Annotated in this window: 13 protein-coding genes; 3 read left to right on the top strand and 10 right to left on the bottom strand. The window is 73.2% G+C overall.

All coding sequences use genetic code 11. From position 1 onward, the window contains the following. Window positions 1-9: 9 nt before the first annotated feature. From ACV7NM_RS28695 to ACV7NM_RS28685, 3 genes are all read right to left on the bottom strand, one after another. Complete coding sequence (locus tag ACV7NM_RS28695) at window positions 10-2775, bottom strand: helix-turn-helix transcriptional regulator (RefSeq protein WP_463412997.1); 2766 nt, start codon at window positions 2773-2775, stop codon at window positions 10-12. Window positions 2776-3022: 247 nt separating this feature from the next. Further along, window positions 3023-4795 carry a S8 family peptidase gene (locus tag ACV7NM_RS28690; RefSeq protein ID WP_463414103.1) on the bottom strand — a complete coding sequence of 591 codons (1773 nt, stop codon included), beginning with the start codon at window positions 4793-4795 and terminating at the stop codon, window positions 3023-3025. 369 nt (window positions 4796-5164) lie between these two features. Further along, window positions 5165-5908 carry a DUF1838 family protein gene (locus ACV7NM_RS28685; RefSeq protein ID WP_463412996.1) on the bottom strand — a complete coding sequence of 248 codons (744 nt, stop codon included), beginning with the start codon at window positions 5906-5908 and terminating at the stop codon, window positions 5165-5167. A 332-nt stretch (window positions 5909-6240) separates the two neighbouring features. On the opposite strand from ACV7NM_RS28685, the gene ACV7NM_RS28680 reads away from it, so the two are divergent. The 3 genes from ACV7NM_RS28680 to ACV7NM_RS28670 all read left to right on the top strand — a co-directional run bounded on the left by ACV7NM_RS28680 (window position 6241) and on the right by ACV7NM_RS28670 (window position 8649). Continuing rightward, on the top strand, window positions 6241-7221 hold the full coding sequence (locus ACV7NM_RS28680) for a DUF1996 domain-containing protein (protein ID WP_463412995.1): 981 nt from the start codon (window positions 6241-6243) through the stop codon (window positions 7219-7221). 100 nt (window positions 7222-7321) lie between these two features. Further along, window positions 7322-7924 (top strand): sigma-70 family RNA polymerase sigma factor, encoded by a 603-nt coding sequence (locus ACV7NM_RS28675; RefSeq protein ID WP_463412994.1) that lies wholly within the window; start codon window positions 7322-7324, stop codon window positions 7922-7924. After that, window positions 7921-8649 carry an anti-sigma factor family protein gene (locus ACV7NM_RS28670; protein WP_463412993.1) on the top strand — a complete coding sequence of 243 codons (729 nt, stop codon included), beginning with the start codon at window positions 7921-7923 and terminating at the stop codon, window positions 8647-8649. Before ACV7NM_RS28675 ends, ACV7NM_RS28670 begins: the two co-directional genes overlap by 4 nt. 397 nt (window positions 8650-9046) lie before the next feature. Here ACV7NM_RS28670 and ACV7NM_RS28665 read toward each other — a convergent pair whose 3' ends face one another. The 7 genes from ACV7NM_RS28665 to ACV7NM_RS28635 form a co-directional block, all read right to left on the bottom strand. Then, window positions 9047-9778 carry a DUF7873 family protein gene (locus ACV7NM_RS28665; RefSeq protein WP_463412992.1) on the bottom strand — a complete coding sequence of 244 codons (732 nt, stop codon included), beginning with the start codon at window positions 9776-9778 and terminating at the stop codon, window positions 9047-9049. An 85-nt stretch (window positions 9779-9863) separates the two neighbouring features. Beyond that, window positions 9864-11099: a cytochrome P450 family protein gene (locus tag ACV7NM_RS28660; RefSeq protein WP_463412991.1), complete on the bottom strand. Its 1236-nt coding sequence runs from the start codon at window positions 11097-11099 to the stop codon at window positions 9864-9866. Beyond that, complete coding sequence (locus ACV7NM_RS28655; protein ID WP_463412990.1) at window positions 11096-12334, bottom strand: cytochrome P450; 1239 nt, start codon at window positions 12332-12334, stop codon at window positions 11096-11098. Before ACV7NM_RS28655 ends, ACV7NM_RS28660 begins: the two co-directional genes overlap by 4 nt. Further along, window positions 12331-12948 (bottom strand): GTP-binding protein, encoded by a 618-nt coding sequence (locus tag ACV7NM_RS28650; protein ID WP_463412989.1) that lies wholly within the window; start codon window positions 12946-12948, stop codon window positions 12331-12333. The genes ACV7NM_RS28655 and ACV7NM_RS28650 overlap by 4 nt, the downstream gene beginning before the upstream one ends. Continuing rightward, the gene (locus ACV7NM_RS28645; RefSeq protein ID WP_361311944.1) at window positions 12929-13282 is read right to left on the bottom strand and encodes a DUF742 domain-containing protein; all 354 of its coding nucleotides are present in this window, start codon (window positions 13280-13282) and stop codon (window positions 12929-12931) included. The genes ACV7NM_RS28650 and ACV7NM_RS28645 overlap by 20 nt, the downstream gene beginning before the upstream one ends. Next, window positions 13279-13680, bottom strand: a complete 402-nt coding sequence (locus tag ACV7NM_RS28640) for a roadblock/LC7 domain-containing protein (RefSeq protein ID WP_463412988.1) — start codon at window positions 13678-13680, stop codon at window positions 13279-13281. The genes ACV7NM_RS28645 and ACV7NM_RS28640 overlap by 4 nt, the downstream gene beginning before the upstream one ends. After that, window positions 13677-15245: a sensor histidine kinase gene (locus ACV7NM_RS28635; RefSeq protein ID WP_463412987.1), complete on the bottom strand. Its 1569-nt coding sequence runs from the start codon at window positions 15243-15245 to the stop codon at window positions 13677-13679. Before ACV7NM_RS28635 ends, ACV7NM_RS28640 begins: the two co-directional genes overlap by 4 nt. Window positions 15246-15488: the final 243 nt, after the last annotated feature.

The raw sequence follows: 15488 nt of genomic DNA, 5'->3' as shown, positions 1-15488 counted from the left end.
GACCGAGTCTCAACGCGTGCGCAGCGCCGTCGCCAACTGCGCCCGGGAACGGACGTCGAGCTTCTGGTAGATGCGGGTCAGCCGGGACTCCACCGTCTTCACGCTGAGGAACAGCTTCGCGGCGGCCTCCTGGTTGCTGGCGCCCTGGCTGACGAGCAGCGCGAGGCGGGTCTCCGCCTCGGTCAGGGCCGCCACCCCCGGATGCAGGGCGGCGGTCTCGGGGGCGCCCTCGCGGGCCAGGTCCAGCCAGGGTTTCGCGCCGGCCCCGTCGAACACCTCGGCCGCCTCCCGCAGGGCGGTACGGGCGGGGGCGCGGCGCCGGCGGCGGCGTTCGACGCGGGCCAGGGCCAAGAGCGTACGGCCGCGTTCGAGGGGCAGGCCGAGTACCTGGAAGCGTCGGGCCGTGGTCTCCAGGAGAGCCACCGCCGCCTCCGCCTCACCCTGCGCGGACAGGCACAGACCCTGGGCCCGGTCGAGGGCCGCCAGCACACTGGAGCGCCCCAGCGCACGGGCCACCGTACGAACGGAGCCCAGCAGTTCGGCGGCTTCGCCGGGTGCGTCGGCCGCGACCAGGGCCTCGGCGAGCTCACCGTGCCAGCGCAGGATCGAGGGGTCGACCACCTTCTGGGCCTCTTCCAGGCGGGCGACCCGGCGCAGCGTGGCCACCGCCTTCGCGGCCTCTCCCGTGGCCAGTTCGACCAGGCCCAGGGCGTACAGGGCGCGGGAGAGAAAAACCTGGTCGTGCTCCTCCTCGGAGGCCTGGATGCCGCGGCGGGCGTAGCCGGCGGCGCGGGCGAAGCTTCCGCCGGTGGACTCGGCCATCGCGGCGACGTACCAGGCGGGGCCGGGCGAGAGGCCCGCCTCGATGGTCAGTTCCAGGGCGCTTCGGGCGTGCGCGGCCCCCGCCGCGCACCTGCCGCGCCGCAGTTCGACCTCGGTGAGGCTGCGCAACACCTCGAAGACGTCCTCGGACGAGCCGGTGCGCCGTACGACGGGCAGCAGGACGAGCAATTGCCGGTGGGCGTCCTCCAGGCGGTCGTCGAAGAGGGCGTGGCGGACGGCGAGGTACTGGGGTGCGTTGCGCATGCCGAGCGGCACTTCGGGGACGGGCAGGGCCAATGCCTCCGCGAGGATGGCCTCGGCCCCCGGATCGCCGAGGATGCGGCCCATACGGGCCCGTACGGTCAGGGCCATGGCCTCGGCGGCCTGGTCGCCGCCGAGCGCGGCCAGGGCTCCGGCCTCGGCGGCGGCGTCGCGCGAGCGCACGGGGTCGCCGTCGCTGAGGTTGTGCTTCCAGGCGACCCGCAGCCGGACGGCGGCGAGCAGGGCCGGGTCCCCGGCCGCGTCGTCGATCGCGTGGGCGAAGGTCTCGTCGAGGTCGGCCAGCGCCTGCCCGGCGGCGTCGATCACGGCGAGGCGGGCGCGCACCCGGTCGGCGGGCGAGGCGTCGCGGGCGAGGACGGCGCGGGTGGCGCGGCGGGCGAGGTCGGCGCGTCCGGCCCAGCCGGCGTCCTCGGCGGCCGTGACGAGCCGGGCCAGTTCCTCCTCCGGCCGGTCGCAGGGGGTGCGTTCGGCGGCGAGCAGCCCGAGTTCGGCGGCCAGCGCCCGCCGGCCCCGGCGCCGGCAGGCCGCGGCGGCCTCGGTGATCTCGGCTGCGAGCCCGGCGTCGGGGGTGTCCACGGCCAGCGCCCGGTGCCGTACCGCCTGGACGGGGTCGTCGACGGCGGCGGCGAGCGCCGCGTGCCCGGCGGCCCGCTCGGGCCAGCCCGCGTCGGCGGCCAGAGCCGTGGGCAGCGCGCCGGCGGTGAAGCGGACGGCGCCGTCCTCCCCCACGGTGACCAGTGCGGCCCGTTCCGCCTCGGCCAGTTCCGCTTCGGCGTCGGGGCTGCCGGCCCTGCGCAGCAGGGCGGTCGTCGGGCGGGAGGCGAGGGCGGCGAGGAGCAGGGTGCGCCGGGCCCGTGCGGGGGCTTCGGAGAGCAGCCGTCGGGCGACCTCGCGTGCCTGCCCGGAGACGGGCAGGGTGTCGGCGTGGTGGGCGCCTGCGCCGCCGTCGCGGGACCCTGCGGCTTCGGTGAGGGAGTGGCCGAGGGCGAGCGCCAGGCGCGGGTTCCCGCCGCTGGCCTGGTGGATGCGGCCGGCGAGACGGGCGGGCAGCCCGTGGCGCACGAGCAGTTCGGCGACTTCCTCCGCGCCCAGCGGGGGCACCCGCACGGAGGGGGTGGCGGGCCCGCAGAGCGGTCCGGCGACGGGGGTACCGCCTTGGACGCGTTCGGCTACGAGGACCCGGACGCGGGGCGGGGTGAGGCGCAGGGCGAAGCGCAGGAGGCCGGTGCTTTCGGCGTCGAGCCACTGGGCGTTGTCGATGACGAGCAGGACGGGATCGCGGGCGGCGAGGGTGCGCAGTACCTCGACGACGGCGAGGCGCAGCGCGACGTGGTCGCGGCCGGCGCCCGGGGTGTCGGTCTCGCGGCGCAGCAGGGCGATCGCGGTGCGCTGGGGTCCGGCGAGCCGTTCCAGGGCGGAGTAGGGGACGGAGGAGAGCAGGGCGGCGGCCGAGGCCTCGGGTATCCACTGGTCGGCGGCTTCCGGGGCGAGGTGGAGAACGGTCTCGCGGCGGGCTTCGGCGGCGGCAGCAACGGCGCGCACCACCTCGGTCTTGCCGGCGCCGGCCGGTCCGGTGAGGATCGCCCGGCCGTGGCCGGTCAGCGCGCGGTCCACCGCCGCGATGAGTTCACCGTGTCCGACGCCCGCGTCAGCGTTCCCCGTCGCCGCCACGCACAGCCACCAGCCTTTCCGCCCCTGCCCTGTGCCTTTCCTGTGAGACGCGACAATACGAGGTCGGCCGGGGAGCGGACCCTCTTTGTGACGCAGAAATCAGTCGGCCGGCCGGAATGCCCGAAGGACCTGCCGGTACGGGAGGTACCGGCAGGTCCGGGGGCTGGTGTTGGTCCGTACCAGCGGATCCGTCAGGGCCGGGGTTGGGGGGCTCCGGCGGCCTGACGGACCGGGGTGGGGGCCGCGCTCAGAAGCCCAGGCCCCAGGAGTCGAGGTAACCGGTGTCGGCGGCTGCGGTGTCCTGGACCCGCAGCTGCCAGGTGCCGTTGGCGGGCAGGGCGGAGGCGTCCACCGTGTAGGTGGTCGAGATGTTGTCCGCGCTGTCGCCGGAGGAGTTCTGGAGGCGCTTGACGGTGCCGTTGGGCGCGACCAGGTCGATGACGAGGTCACCGCGGTAGGTGTGCTTGATGTCGACGTCGACCTTGAGGGCGGCCGGGGCGTTGCCGGTGATGCCCGAGACGGTGATCGAGGAGGAGACGGCGCCGCCGTTGTCCGGGATCGCGACGTCCGTGTTGTTGGTGAACACCGGGGTGACCGGGGCGGAGACCACGGCGTTGACGGTGGCCGCCGCGTCGGCGAGGCCGGCGCCGCAGCCGCCGGTGCAGGTGCCGGCGAGCGGGCGGGCGTTGGCCTTGATGGCCGCCTTGACCTGCGCCGGGGTGAGGGACGGCTTGGCGGCCAGCAGGAGCGCGGCGAGACCCGCGACGTGCGGGGAGGCCATGCTGGTGCCCTGGTACGGCTTGTAGATCTCCGCGCCGGGGGTGGTGGCGCCCGCGTTCAGCGAGGAGAGGATGCCGTTCTCGGGGGTGGTGACGGTGCCGGGGGTGTCGGTGGCGCGACGGGTCTCGCCGCCGGGGGCGGTGATGTCGACGCGGGTACCGAAGTTGGAGTAGAACGAGCGGTCGCCGGTGCGGTTGGAGGCGGCCACGGTGATCACGTTGCTGCAGCTCGCGGGCGAGAAGCCCGACGCGTCGGCGTTGCTGTTGCCGGCGGCGACCACGACGGTGGTGCCCCGGGCGGTGGCCGCGTTGATCGCGTTCTGGTAGCTGGTGCCGCAGGCGCCCGAGCCGCCGAGGCTCATGTTGATGACCTTGGCGGGGGTGGGGTTCGCCGGGACGCCGGGGACGGAGCCGCCGGACGCCCAGGTGATGGCGTCGACGATGTCCGAGGTCGCGCCGCCGCACTTGCCGAGGACGCGGACCGGCTGGATCTTCGCGTTGTACGCGATGCCGGCGACGCCCTTGGCGTTGTTGGTGGCCGCGGCGATGGTGCCGGCGACGTGGGTGCCGTGCCAGGAGGAGCCGCTTGCCGGGGAGCCGGTGCCGCACTCGCCGGCCGCGCTCCAGTCGCCCTGGTCGGCGGGGTTGTTGTCGCGGCCGTTGCCGTCGCGGGCGGCGGTGGAGTCGCTGATGAAGTCGTAGCCGGCGACGATGTTGGGGGCGACGTCCGAGTGGGCCACGTAGCCGGTGTCGATCACGGCGACGGTGACGCCGGAGCCGGTCGTCTTGTCCCAGGCGGCGGGCACGTCCATGCCGGCGGTGGGCTCGAAGAGGTCCCACTGCTTGGCGTACTCGGTGTCGTTCGGGGTGGCCATGGCGTAGGCGCGGGCGTCCGGCTCGACGTAGGCGACGTCGGGGTCGGCGCGGAACTGGGCCATCACGTCGGCCGCGTCGGCGGGGGCGGTCGCACCACCCAGGTTGACGAGTGCGGCGCCGGTGCCCAGACGGCGGTCGAACTTCGCCTTCTTGCCGGCCTTCTTGCCCTTGGCCGCGGCGTCGGCGGCGGCCGCGGTGTTGGAGCCGGCCTCGGCGGCCGAGGACTTGTAGCCGACGATCAGGTTCTGCACGGGCGCGACCCCGGGGGCGGTGGGGGCCGCCGCGGCCGGAAGGGTGGTGGCGGGGTCCGATGCGGCGACGGCCACGGCGGCGGTGGCGGAGCCTGCCAGCAGGGTGACGGACATGGCCACCACGGATATGAGCCGGCGTCTGGATGCGTGCACGTGTTCCCTTTCGCGGGCCGGTTCCGGGCAGGCCGGAGCGGCCGGTTCGAGCTGTGTGGGAGGTGAACCGGCGGCCGGGCGGGCCGGGAGCGGGCTGGTCAGACCCGCTCCGGACACCACCGCGCGCCGCGTCGCCCGACCGCGACGGCGGGGCAGGGCAACGGCGGTACCGGCGATCCCGCCCGGCCTCGCAAGGCTTCACACCATGTGGGGTTGGTGCGGGGGCAGTTCGTGGCGGGGGAAGACCGCCGGTGGGCAGACAGTAGGCAACACCAGGATGAACTCGATACGGGGAAAACCCTTGTCCGGCCCCTCACCTGGGAGGAGAGGCTACCGGGGCGGGTGGAGCGCGCGGAAATACGTCCAGCTGGTCTCGTTGGGCTCGGTCCACTTGTCGGGGGCGTGCGCGAACTGCGGGTGGTGCGCGGCGATGTACGCGCGGGTGCGCTCGGGCGCGTCTTCGTAGGAGGCGAGTTTGCGACCGCGACAGTGGAACGTGAGACCGCCTGGGCGCGCTCCCTGCTCCATCCAGGGCAGCCAGGGGGACATGCGGGTCCAGGACATGGTGGCGGGGACGCTGGGCGCGTCGGTGGTGAAAGCGGTGGCGGGGGCGAAGAACTGGAACAGCTCCAGGGCCCGGTAGGTGTCGTCCGCCGAGTTCAGCGGGTACTGGGCGACGGGCAGCGGCGAGGGGTAGGCGAGGGGGATCTCCAGGCTGAAACACACCTGGTCGCCGAGTTCCGTCACGGGCACGGGGAAGGGGCGCCACCGTTGGTTCGCCGGGTCGTTCCAGACGTGGACGACCGGTTTGTCCTCCCAGGTCTCCAGGATTTCGCGGGTCCCCGGGTCGAGGTAGAAGGCGGCTTCCCTGGTGAGCAGCCGGTACGTCCCCTCCTCCTCGCCCTCGCCGGCGACCAGGCGGGCCACGTTGAGGCCCTCGAAGCCGAAGAGGTGCCGGTAGGGCTCGCCGGGCGCCCAGGAGTGGACGTCGCCGGTCCACCAGAAGGTCACCTCGGCGCCGTCGAGCGAGGCGCGGGTGCGGGCGAAGGCCTGGAAACGTTCCGCGGGAGTCATACCGGGTACTCTGCGCGGTCGCCGGCCGCCCGGGCAAGGAGCGCGACGGCCAACCGGCCTCCGGGGCGGCGCGTTTGCGACGACACGGCGGCCCTCGGGGCGGCCGGCTGCGGCAACCTGCGCGGGCCACCCCGACGGGCGACGCCGGCGGGCCGGCACGGGCGACCCCACCGGACCGGCGCGGGCCACCCCGACGGGCGGCCCCGGCGGGCCGGTCTCGCGCGGCGAACGGCAAGGCAGCGCCCGGGGCGTCGAGGCGCGCGAGGGCGCGGCACGTCCGCTCCGCGGATGCCCGGTTGACTCGGGTGCGGCCACCGGCGACCGTGACCGCCATGGGGAACGAACACCGACTGCTCGCGCTGCTGGTCTGCCTGGTCCTGGGCGGCGGGCTGACGGCCGCAGTGCTCGGGGCGTCACGGGCCGCCGGGCCGCTCGCGGGCCCCGTCGCGGCCGAGTTCGCCGACCCGCGCGAGATGCGCCCCGAGCCCGGACTGCTCCCCGCAGGGCCCGACGCCTCGACCGGCACGGTGACCGTGGATTGCGGTCGCAACGGCGAAGGCCACTACAACCAGGACAACCTGGTGGTCTCGCCCGGGCTGCGGGCGGGCGCCCATCACACCCACTCCTACGTGGGGAATCTCTCCACCGACGCCCTGTCCACGGACGCCTCCCTCGCGGGCGCCCCCACCAGTTGTACGGGCGGCGACCGGTCGACGTACTACTGGCCGGTCCTGCGCCGCACGGACCGCGCGGGCCGGGACCCGCACGAGAACGCGGCGGGGCACGGCAACGCGGGCGAGATCCTGCCCGAGGTTGCGGTGACGGTGGAGTTCCGCGGCAGCCCGGTCGGCAAGGTGGTGCCGATGCCCCGGTTCCTGCGCGCGATGACCGGGGACGCGGTCGCGTACACGGCGGGCGGTGACGCGGATGTCCGCGCCCGCTGGGGCTGTTCCGGCTCCCCGGGGCTCGCCTCCCCGCTCTATCCGCGCTGTCCCGCCGGGCAGCGCGTCACCCGGACGCTGGTCTTCCCGAGCTGCTGGAACGGGCTGGACACCGACAGCCCCACCCACCGCTCGCACCTGCTGTTCCCCACCGCGAGCGGCGTCTGCCCCCGGGACACCTTCCCGGTCCCGCGACTGCGCGTCTTTCTCGCGTATGACGTGCCGTCGGGTGCGCCCTTCGCCCTGGACTCCTTCCCCGAGCAGCTGCACAGCCCCAAGACGGACCACGCGATGTTCGTGAACGTGATGACCGACGAGCGGATGCGGGCCGTCGTCGACTGCCTCAACGAGGGCCGCGCCTGCCGGATCTGAGCCCCGGCGCCAGACGCGTGACGCGGGTCACATGAACCCGGCCCGGCCGGGGCCCGTGTTCGGACCGCACCACGCAAGCGAGGAAGACGGAGAGGGTGAGATGGCCGGACCACTGTGGCCCCGCACTCGGCGGGGCTCGACCGATGAGGCACTGATCACGTCGGTGTACGAGGAGCACGGCCACGCCCTGCTCGCGTACGCCACCCGGCTCACCGGGGACCGGGCCGCCGCCGAGGACGTGGTCCAGGAGACGCTCCTGCGGGCCTGGCGCCACTGCGAGGTCCTGGTCAACGGGAAGGGCTCGGTGCGCGGCTGGCTGCTCACGGTGGCCCGCAACATCATCACCGACCGGTACCGGGCCAAGGCTGCCCGGCCGCCGGAGGTCTCGGGCGCGGCGGCCGCTCCCCCGGTGGAGTCGGACCACGCGGACTCCGTCGTCGACACCATGGCGGTGCTCGGCGCGCTGGACCGGTTGACCCCGGAACACCGGGACGTGCTGACCGAGTTGTACTACCGCGAGCGCAGCGTCGCCGAGACCGCCGATCGGCTCGGCATCCCGGCGGGCACGGTCAAATCGCGCGCGCACTACGCGCTCAAGGCCCTGCGCGAGGTCTTCACGGAGGGCGCCAGGGAAGGCAACAGCAGCAAACGATCGGGCAGGCCGCCCCAGCAGCCCGGTGGACTGCGGGAGGTGGTGGCATGAGCCGGCAGCGGCACGAGGAGGAACTGCTCGGCCCGTACGTGCTCGGAGTCCTCGACGAGGCGGACGTACGGCGCGTCGAGGAGCACGTCGGCGAGTGCGTGCAGTGCCTGGAGGAGGTGGCCGCGTTGCGCGAGATGGAGACGGCCTTGGGCGAGGTACCCCCGGAGGCGTTCCTCGACGGCCCCCCGCAGGGGGGTGACCTGCTGCTCCGACGCACGCTGCGGCAGGTCCGCGGTGAGCGGGCGGCGCGGGAGCGCCGACGCTACGGTCTGGCGGGACTGGCGGCGGCCGCCGCGCTGGCCGCGGTGTTCTGGGCCGGTACGCAACTGGGCACGGGCGGCACCGAGAACGTCGCGCAGCCCCCGCCGCCGTCCCCGACCGCGTCGCCCGCGCCTTCGGCGGTGCCCGGGACCCGGGTGGCGTCCGCGACGGACGCCGGCAGCGGTGCGCGGATGACGGTGCAGGTGGTGCCGGCTGCGGCGTGGGTGCGGGTGCACGCGGCGGTGACCGGTGTGCCCCCGGGCGAGCGCTGCCGGCTGGTGGTGGTCTCCCGGGACGGGACGCGCAGCACGGCGGGCGGTTGGGTCGTGGGCACGACTGAGCGCGGCGAGGGCAACGGTGCCTCGCTGGACGGTTCGGCGGCGGTCGCGGCGGCCGACATCAAGGAGGTCCTGGTCGAGAACGAGGCGGGGAAGACCTTCGTGTCGGTGCCGGTACGGGCATAGCCGGGCGTGACGGAGCCCGGGAGCGTATCCAGCTCCCGGGCTCCTGTTGTGCCACCCAATTGCGCACACCGGCGGCGTTTAAGAGCCGCGGATCAGTCTTAAATCGACGTGTTCTACCTTTGAACTACCGCGCCGTGAGAGAGGCACAGAAGGGACTTGAACCCCTATCCATCGATGATCGTCCGCGCTCGGTCGATCCGGTGTTCGGCGGCGAATACTGAGACTGGAGCGAGAATCTGAGATTCAGGGGCCGCCTCTGCCAGGCTTGGGCCACCCCCGCGTGTGGTGCGGGGGGAGGGATTCGAACCCCCGACTGACGCCCCGTGTCAGCTTCAACATCAGTTTCAGCTTGCGCTCTTCGCGCCACCCCCCGCTCGCACGGGGGGCGATCTCGGGGCTACCTGAACAGGTAGCCGAACACGGCGTCGCCGATCCTCTGGTCGGTGACGTCGACGTTGTTGGCCTCTTCGCGGGCGAACTTCACGGCCTGCTGGATCTTCTCGACCCGGTCGAGGAGTTCGTTCACCCGGCGCGCGGGCAGCGCCCCGGAGAACTTCACCGTCGTCCAGTAGCCGACCGGTACGTCCTCGTAGTACACCTCGACCTGAGCCGGGTGCTTGTCGGTCGCCTCGGCCTTCACGTGGTTGCGCGGGACCTTCTTCGTCCGGATCGTGCGGACCGGGTCGGTCTTCCACGAGTCCGTCGAGGGGTCCAGGTTCCAGGACTCCGAGGCGTCCAGCACCGGTAGCTTCCGTACGAAGGTGTGCAGGTCGGTGAGCTGCTTCTCCAGGAAGAGCAGGTACGGGACGGGGACTTGGGCCAGCAGCACCTGTCCGTCGACGACCACGTCGGCGGCGGCGGTGCGGTTGGCCCAGTCCTTCGTGGCCGTCACGTCGAAGAGCCGGGTGAGGGTCCCGGCGGTGGCGCGCAGCACGTCCTCGGCCTTGATCTGCACCCGGGTGGACTCGGGCGGCAGTTGTTCGCCCTCCTCGTCCTTGGGCTGGTACGTCCGGGAGATGCCCGCGAGCAGGGCGGGCTTCTGGACGTCCTGGTGGGCCTGGGTCAGCTCTTGGAGCGACTTGGACTTGACGCCCTTTTCGACGGCGATGATCTGATTCAGCTTCGGCACGTGATCAACCTAGCAGGGCTCCTCGTACGGGCGTTCGTATTTTTTCGCCGTTCGATCCCGCTCGCCGTCGGTCGGCGCACGACGCTCAGCGCAGGCGGACCGGAAGGTCGAACAGGTCGTTCTGGGTCAGGATCGGCTTGTTGCGCAACTCCTCGCGCGGGACGGCGAGCGCGAGGTCGGGGAAGCGGGCGTAGAGCGCGGGGAGCGCGACGAGCGCCTCCAGGCGGGAGAGCGCCGCGCCGGGGCAGACGTGCGGGCCGTGTCCGAAGGAGATGTGCCGGTTGGGGGTGCGGGTGACGTCGAACTCGCCCGCGTCCTCGCCGTGCTGGGTCTCGTCCCGGCCGATGGCTCCGAAGGAGACGATCAGGCCCTCGCCCTTCGGCAGGACGCGGTCACCCACCTCGATGTCCTGCGCGGCGAAGCGGATGAGGACGTGTGAGGTCGGGGTGGACCAGCGCAGGGTCTCCTCGATGACGTTCTCCCACGGCACCTCGCCCTTCAGGACGCGTGCGCGCTGCTCGGGGTGGGTCTCGAGCGCGACCACGGCGTTGACGATCAGGCTGATGGTGGTCTCGTGGCCGGCCGCGACCATCAGCTGGAGGGTATTGGTGATCTCCTCGGTGGTGAGGTGGTCGCCGTTCTCCGAGGCCGCGAGCAGGGCGCTGGTCAGGTCGTCGCCCGGGTTCTCGCTCTTGGACTCCACGATGCGGGAGAACAGCGCGGCCAGGTCGGCCATCATCTGCGGCACCTCCTGCGGCGGCGTTTGCGTCGAGAAGAACTTCTCGAACAGCGCCTTCAGACGGGGGTGTTCCGCGGTGTCGACACCCATGAGCTCGCTGATGACGTTCATCGGCAGCGGGTAGGCGAACTCCGCCTTGAGGTCCACGGTCGCGCCGGCCGGCAGTTCGGCCAGCCGGTCGAGCATCCCGTTCGTCAGGGCCTCGATGCCCGCGCGCAGCTTCTCCACCCGGCGGACGGTCAGGGCCTGCGCGACGAGGGTCCGCAGGCGCCGGTGCTCGTCGCCGTCGACGGTGAGCATGGAGCGGCCGGGGTTGGCGAGGCCGATCAGCGGCCAGTCCAGCGGTATCTCGCCGCGCTGCCAGGCGCCCCAGGCGTTGATGTCCTTCACGAGGCGGGGGTCGGTGAGCAGCGCCCGGGCCTCGGCGTGGCGCGTGACGGCGTAGACGCCGACGCCGCCGGGCAGGACGACCCGGGCGAGCGGTCCGGCGGCGCGCAGCGCGGCGCTCTCGGCGTCGAGGTCGGCGACGAAGGGGTCCAGGGTGATGGCGGCGGGTCCCGTGTGGTCGATCGGGCACGTCATCCGGAGGCTCCAAGGGCGGGGGTCGGGGTGAAGGTCACGGGCAGCGCGGTCAGGCCGCGCAGCCAAGGCGAGGGCCGCCGTGCGAGGTCGGCGGCGGGCACGGCGAGGTCGACGTCCGGGAGTCGGTCGAGGAGGACCTCGATGCCGGTCCGGGCGATGGCCTCGGCGATCTCCTGGGCGGGGAAGGGGCAGCGGTGTTCGCCGTGCCCGAAGGAGAAGAAGGCGTTGTTGCCGCCGGTCAGGGCCCCCGCGTCCGTGCGCACGTGCGGGTCGGCGTTGGCGGCGGCCAGACCGAGCAGCACGAGGTCGCCGCGGTTGATGCGCTGTCCGCCGAGGCGGGTGTCGCGGGAGGTCCAGCGGCCGGCCACGTTCTGGGTGGGCGTGTCCTCCCACAGGACCTCGTTCATCGCCTCGCCGACGCTGTGCCGGCCGCCGGCGAGGGAGGCGGCGAAGCGGTCGTCGGTGAGCATGAGCCGCAGCGTGTTGCCGATCCAGTCGGCGGTGGGTTGGTGGCCGGCGGCCAGCATCACCATCAGGTCCTGCGCGATCTCCTCGACGGTGAAGTCGCCCCGCCGGGCGAGCATCCGGGAGACGACATCGTGGTCGGGGCGCACCATCTTGTCCGCGATCAGCGCGAACATGGATTCGGCGAGGTGGCGCTGGCCGTCGAGGGCGCCCTCCCGTCCGTTGATCATGTCGTTCATGGCGGTGACGAGGCCGGGGCCCTGTTCGTCGGAGAAGCCGTAGATCCGGGCGAGGACGCGCAGCGGCAGCAGCATCGCGTACTGGCCGACGATGTCGCACTCGCCCTTGCCGCACAGCCGGTCGATCAGCTCGTCCGCGAACCGTTCGGCGTGCCCCTTCAGTTCGAACGGGTCGACGGCCTCCAGCGCTCCGGTGATGACCGCCGCGCGCTCGCGGTGGCGTTCGCCGACGGTGTAGAGGATGGACGGCTGCTTGCGGCCGATCATCGGCAGGAGCGGCCAGTCGGCGGGAATGCGGTCCCACTGGTTCCACAGGTCGGAGTCCCGGGAGAAGAGCTGCGGGTCGCTGGTGACCTGGTGCAGTTCGCGGTAGCCGAGGACCAGCCAGGCCGGGACGTCGCCGTCGAGCACGACCGGGGCGACGGCGCCGTGGTCGCGCCGCATCTCCCGGTACAGCGCGAGGGGGTCGGTCTGGAACCGCGGGCCGCCGAGGTAGACGGGCTGCGGTTCGCGGTCGGCGGGGGTGGTCACGGGGTGGGCTCCGGGGTGTGGGACAGGGCGGCCGTCTGGAGGTGGTGGACGAGGGAGATCAGGACGTCCTTGCTGGACTCGCGCGAGCGGGCGTCGCAGAAGACGAGCGGCACCTCGGTCGGCAGGTCGAGCGCCTCGCGGATCTGTTCGGCGGTGTGGCCGGGGCCGCCGAAGTCGTTGCATGCCACCACGAAGGGCGTGCCGTGGTGTTCGAGGCGGTCGATGGCGTACCAGGAGTCGGCGAGGCGGCGCGTGTCGACGAGGACGACCGCGCCGAGGGTGCCGGAGAACAGCCGGTCCCACAGGAACCAGAAACGTTCCTGCCCGGGGGCGCCGAAGAGGTAGAGCACATTGTGCGCGTCGAGGGTGATCCGGCCGAAGTCGAAGGCGACCGTGGTGGCGCTCTTCCCGGCGACGCCGTCGGTGTCGTCAACCCCCTCGCCCGCCTTGGTCATGGTCTCTTCGGTGTTCAGCGGCCGGATCTCGCTGACCGAGCGGACCATGGTGGTCTTGCCCACGCCGAAACCGCCCACTATGACGATCTTCAAGCCGTTGTCGGCGGTGCTGCTGAGGGCCTGCCGGGTTTCACGCCGGTCAGAGGTTGCGGAGTCCAACGAGCACCTGCTCCAGGATGTCGGGGTCGGGAAGGCGGTACGCCGCGCGCGGGTGCCGGGCGCTGATCCGGCCGGTGCCGAGCAGGTCGGCCAGGAGGATCCGTACGATCGACACGGGCAGGCCCAGCTCGGCGGCGATCTCGACGACCGCCGTCGGGTAGTGGCACATCCGCAGGATCGCCGCGTGTTCCGACTGCATGCCCGGTACCGGATCGCACTCCGCGACGATCAGCGTGACGAGGTCGAAGGCGTCCGAACCGGAGCTGCTGCGGCCGCCGGTGAGGGTGTAGAGCCGGTCCGGGGAATCGTCCCGGCCCGGCCTGGTCCGGCTCAACCCCGGGGCCTCGCGATCAAATGCTCGCTCAGCTGCTCCACCAGTTCGGACATGTTGTGGCCGACCAGGCCCGCGTCGGCGTCCTCGGCGGCGACGAGCGCCAGGTGCGCGCCCTCCCCGGCCTCCACGATGAACAGGATGCCGCCGTAGAACTCGGCCATCGCCGAGCGGACTCCCCCGGTGCCGTCACCGAACTCGATGGACGCGCCGTGGGAGAGGCTCTGGATGCCGGCGGCGATCGCGGCGAGCTGGTCGGCCTGGTCGACGGAGAGCTCGGGGGTGCGGCACAGCTTGAGGCCGTCCCGGGAGAGCACGAGCGCGTGGCGGGCGCCGGGGGTGCGTTCCAGGAGTCCTTCCAGGAGCCAGTTGAGCGTCTCGTCGGTCGTGGAGCCGGTCATCGCGTGTTGCCTTCCGGGTGCGGGGTGTTCGGGGGCTGCTGCGCCGACGCGCCGCGCACGGCCTGCCGGAAGCTGCCGAAGCGGGCGGCGGACTGGGAGGCGCCGGTCGGGGCGGCCTGGGTAACGGCCGCGCGGGCGGCGGCTTCGGGTCCTTCGGGGTGGGCGGCGGCCAGGGTGCGGCCGCGCCGTCGCCGGGGCAGTGCCGTGTCACCGGGCCGGGGCTCCGCGTCGGCGGTGGCCGGGCCTACGGCGGGGGCCGTGGGCGCGGCGTCGGGGTCGTCCCCGTCCGCGGAGCGGGTACGGTCCTTCGCGCGCCCGGCGCCACCGGCGTCGGCGCCGTCACCGTGCGGGCGGGAGCCGCGGTGCGCCGGCGGTTCCCCGGTCCGCTCCCCGGCGGCTACGGCCGGCGCGGCCACGAGGGCGGGCGTCGGCCCGGCTTCGGCCGGGGCACGGCTGATCAGTTCCTGCGGCAGCATCAACAGCGCGCCGGTCCCACCCCGCGCGGAGGGCCGGAACGACACGGTCAGCCCGTGCTTGCGGGCGAGACGGCCGACGACCGCGAGCCCGAGGCGGGTTCCGGAGAGCCCGGCCAGGTCCAGGGACCCGCCCGCCACGGCCTGTTCGGCGCGGCGCAGCTGGACCTCGCTCATGACCAGGCCGCTGTCCTCGACGGTGACGCAGACCCCGGCCGGCACCTCCTCCACGTACACGTGGACCTCGGCGTTCGGCGGGGAGAAGTTGGCCGCGTTGTCGAGGAGTTCGGCGAGGGCGTGCATGACGCCCTCGGCGGCGTGCCCCGCCACGGCGGCGTCGCTGGTGGAATGCAGCCGGACCCGCTGGTAGCCGCCGATCCGGCCCATGGCGCCGCGCAGGATCGATTCCATGACGATCGGCTTCGCCCAGCGGCGGCCCGAGCGGGCTCCGGTGAGGATGGCGATGGAGTCCGCGAGGCGGCCCGCCTGGGCGGTGCGGTGGTCGAGGTGGAGCAGGTCGCCGAGCACGTCCTCGTCGGCGTGACGGTGTTCCATCTCGCGCAGGTCGGCCAGCATCCCGGTGGCGAGTGCCTGCATCCGTCCGGCCGCGTTGGCGGCGGCGGCCATGGCTGCGGCCCGTCCGGACTCTGCGCGCCGCAGCTCCTCGCCGAGCCGCTCGCGGTCGGCGAGCCCGGCGGTGGTCACGAGGTCGAGTTCGACGGCGTGGGCGTCCTTCAGGCGTTTGATCTCCGCGGCGTGCTCTCGGGTGAGGCGCGCGCTCTCGGCGGTGCGCGCGGCCGCGTCACGGGCGGCGTCGGCGGTGAGCCGGGCGAGGTGGCCGTCACGTGTGGCGATGTCGGCGCTCAGCCCGGCGATCCGGCGGCGCAGCAGGCGGCTGGTGCGCGTCAGCCAGGTGACGGCGAAGGCGGCGACCGAGAGCAGCAGGACCCCGAAGACGGAGAACCAGCCGAGGGGGACGCGGACGGCCGACGGGGCCGCGGCCACCGCCGCCGTGCAGAGCACTCCGGCCGCCACCGCCGTGACGAGCAGGGCGAGCGCGGAAGGGCGAAGGGGGGAGGGCGACGCCGTCATCAATCAAAGCCTCAAACCGGGGCGTAAATGGAAGAGAGGGTTCCTGTGGCAACAAGCCCTCACTATAAGAGAATTGTTGATCAGTTTGGAAAGTTCTTGGTAACTGTGACGCTGAGTAATGGCCACTTAAGGCAGTTCTCATGCGCTTTCTGCGGAATCCCCGGCCGCCACCGGACGATCATCACATTGCGGCCATGGCATCCTGTGACGTCACAACTCGCCGGGCGGGATCGGCGGACGTCC

It is taken from the genome of Streptomyces sp. Tek67B01, assembly GCF_055231995.1.
Note: the sequence above shows the minus strand (reverse complement) of the source record. Positions and strands in the feature narration are given on the sequence as shown.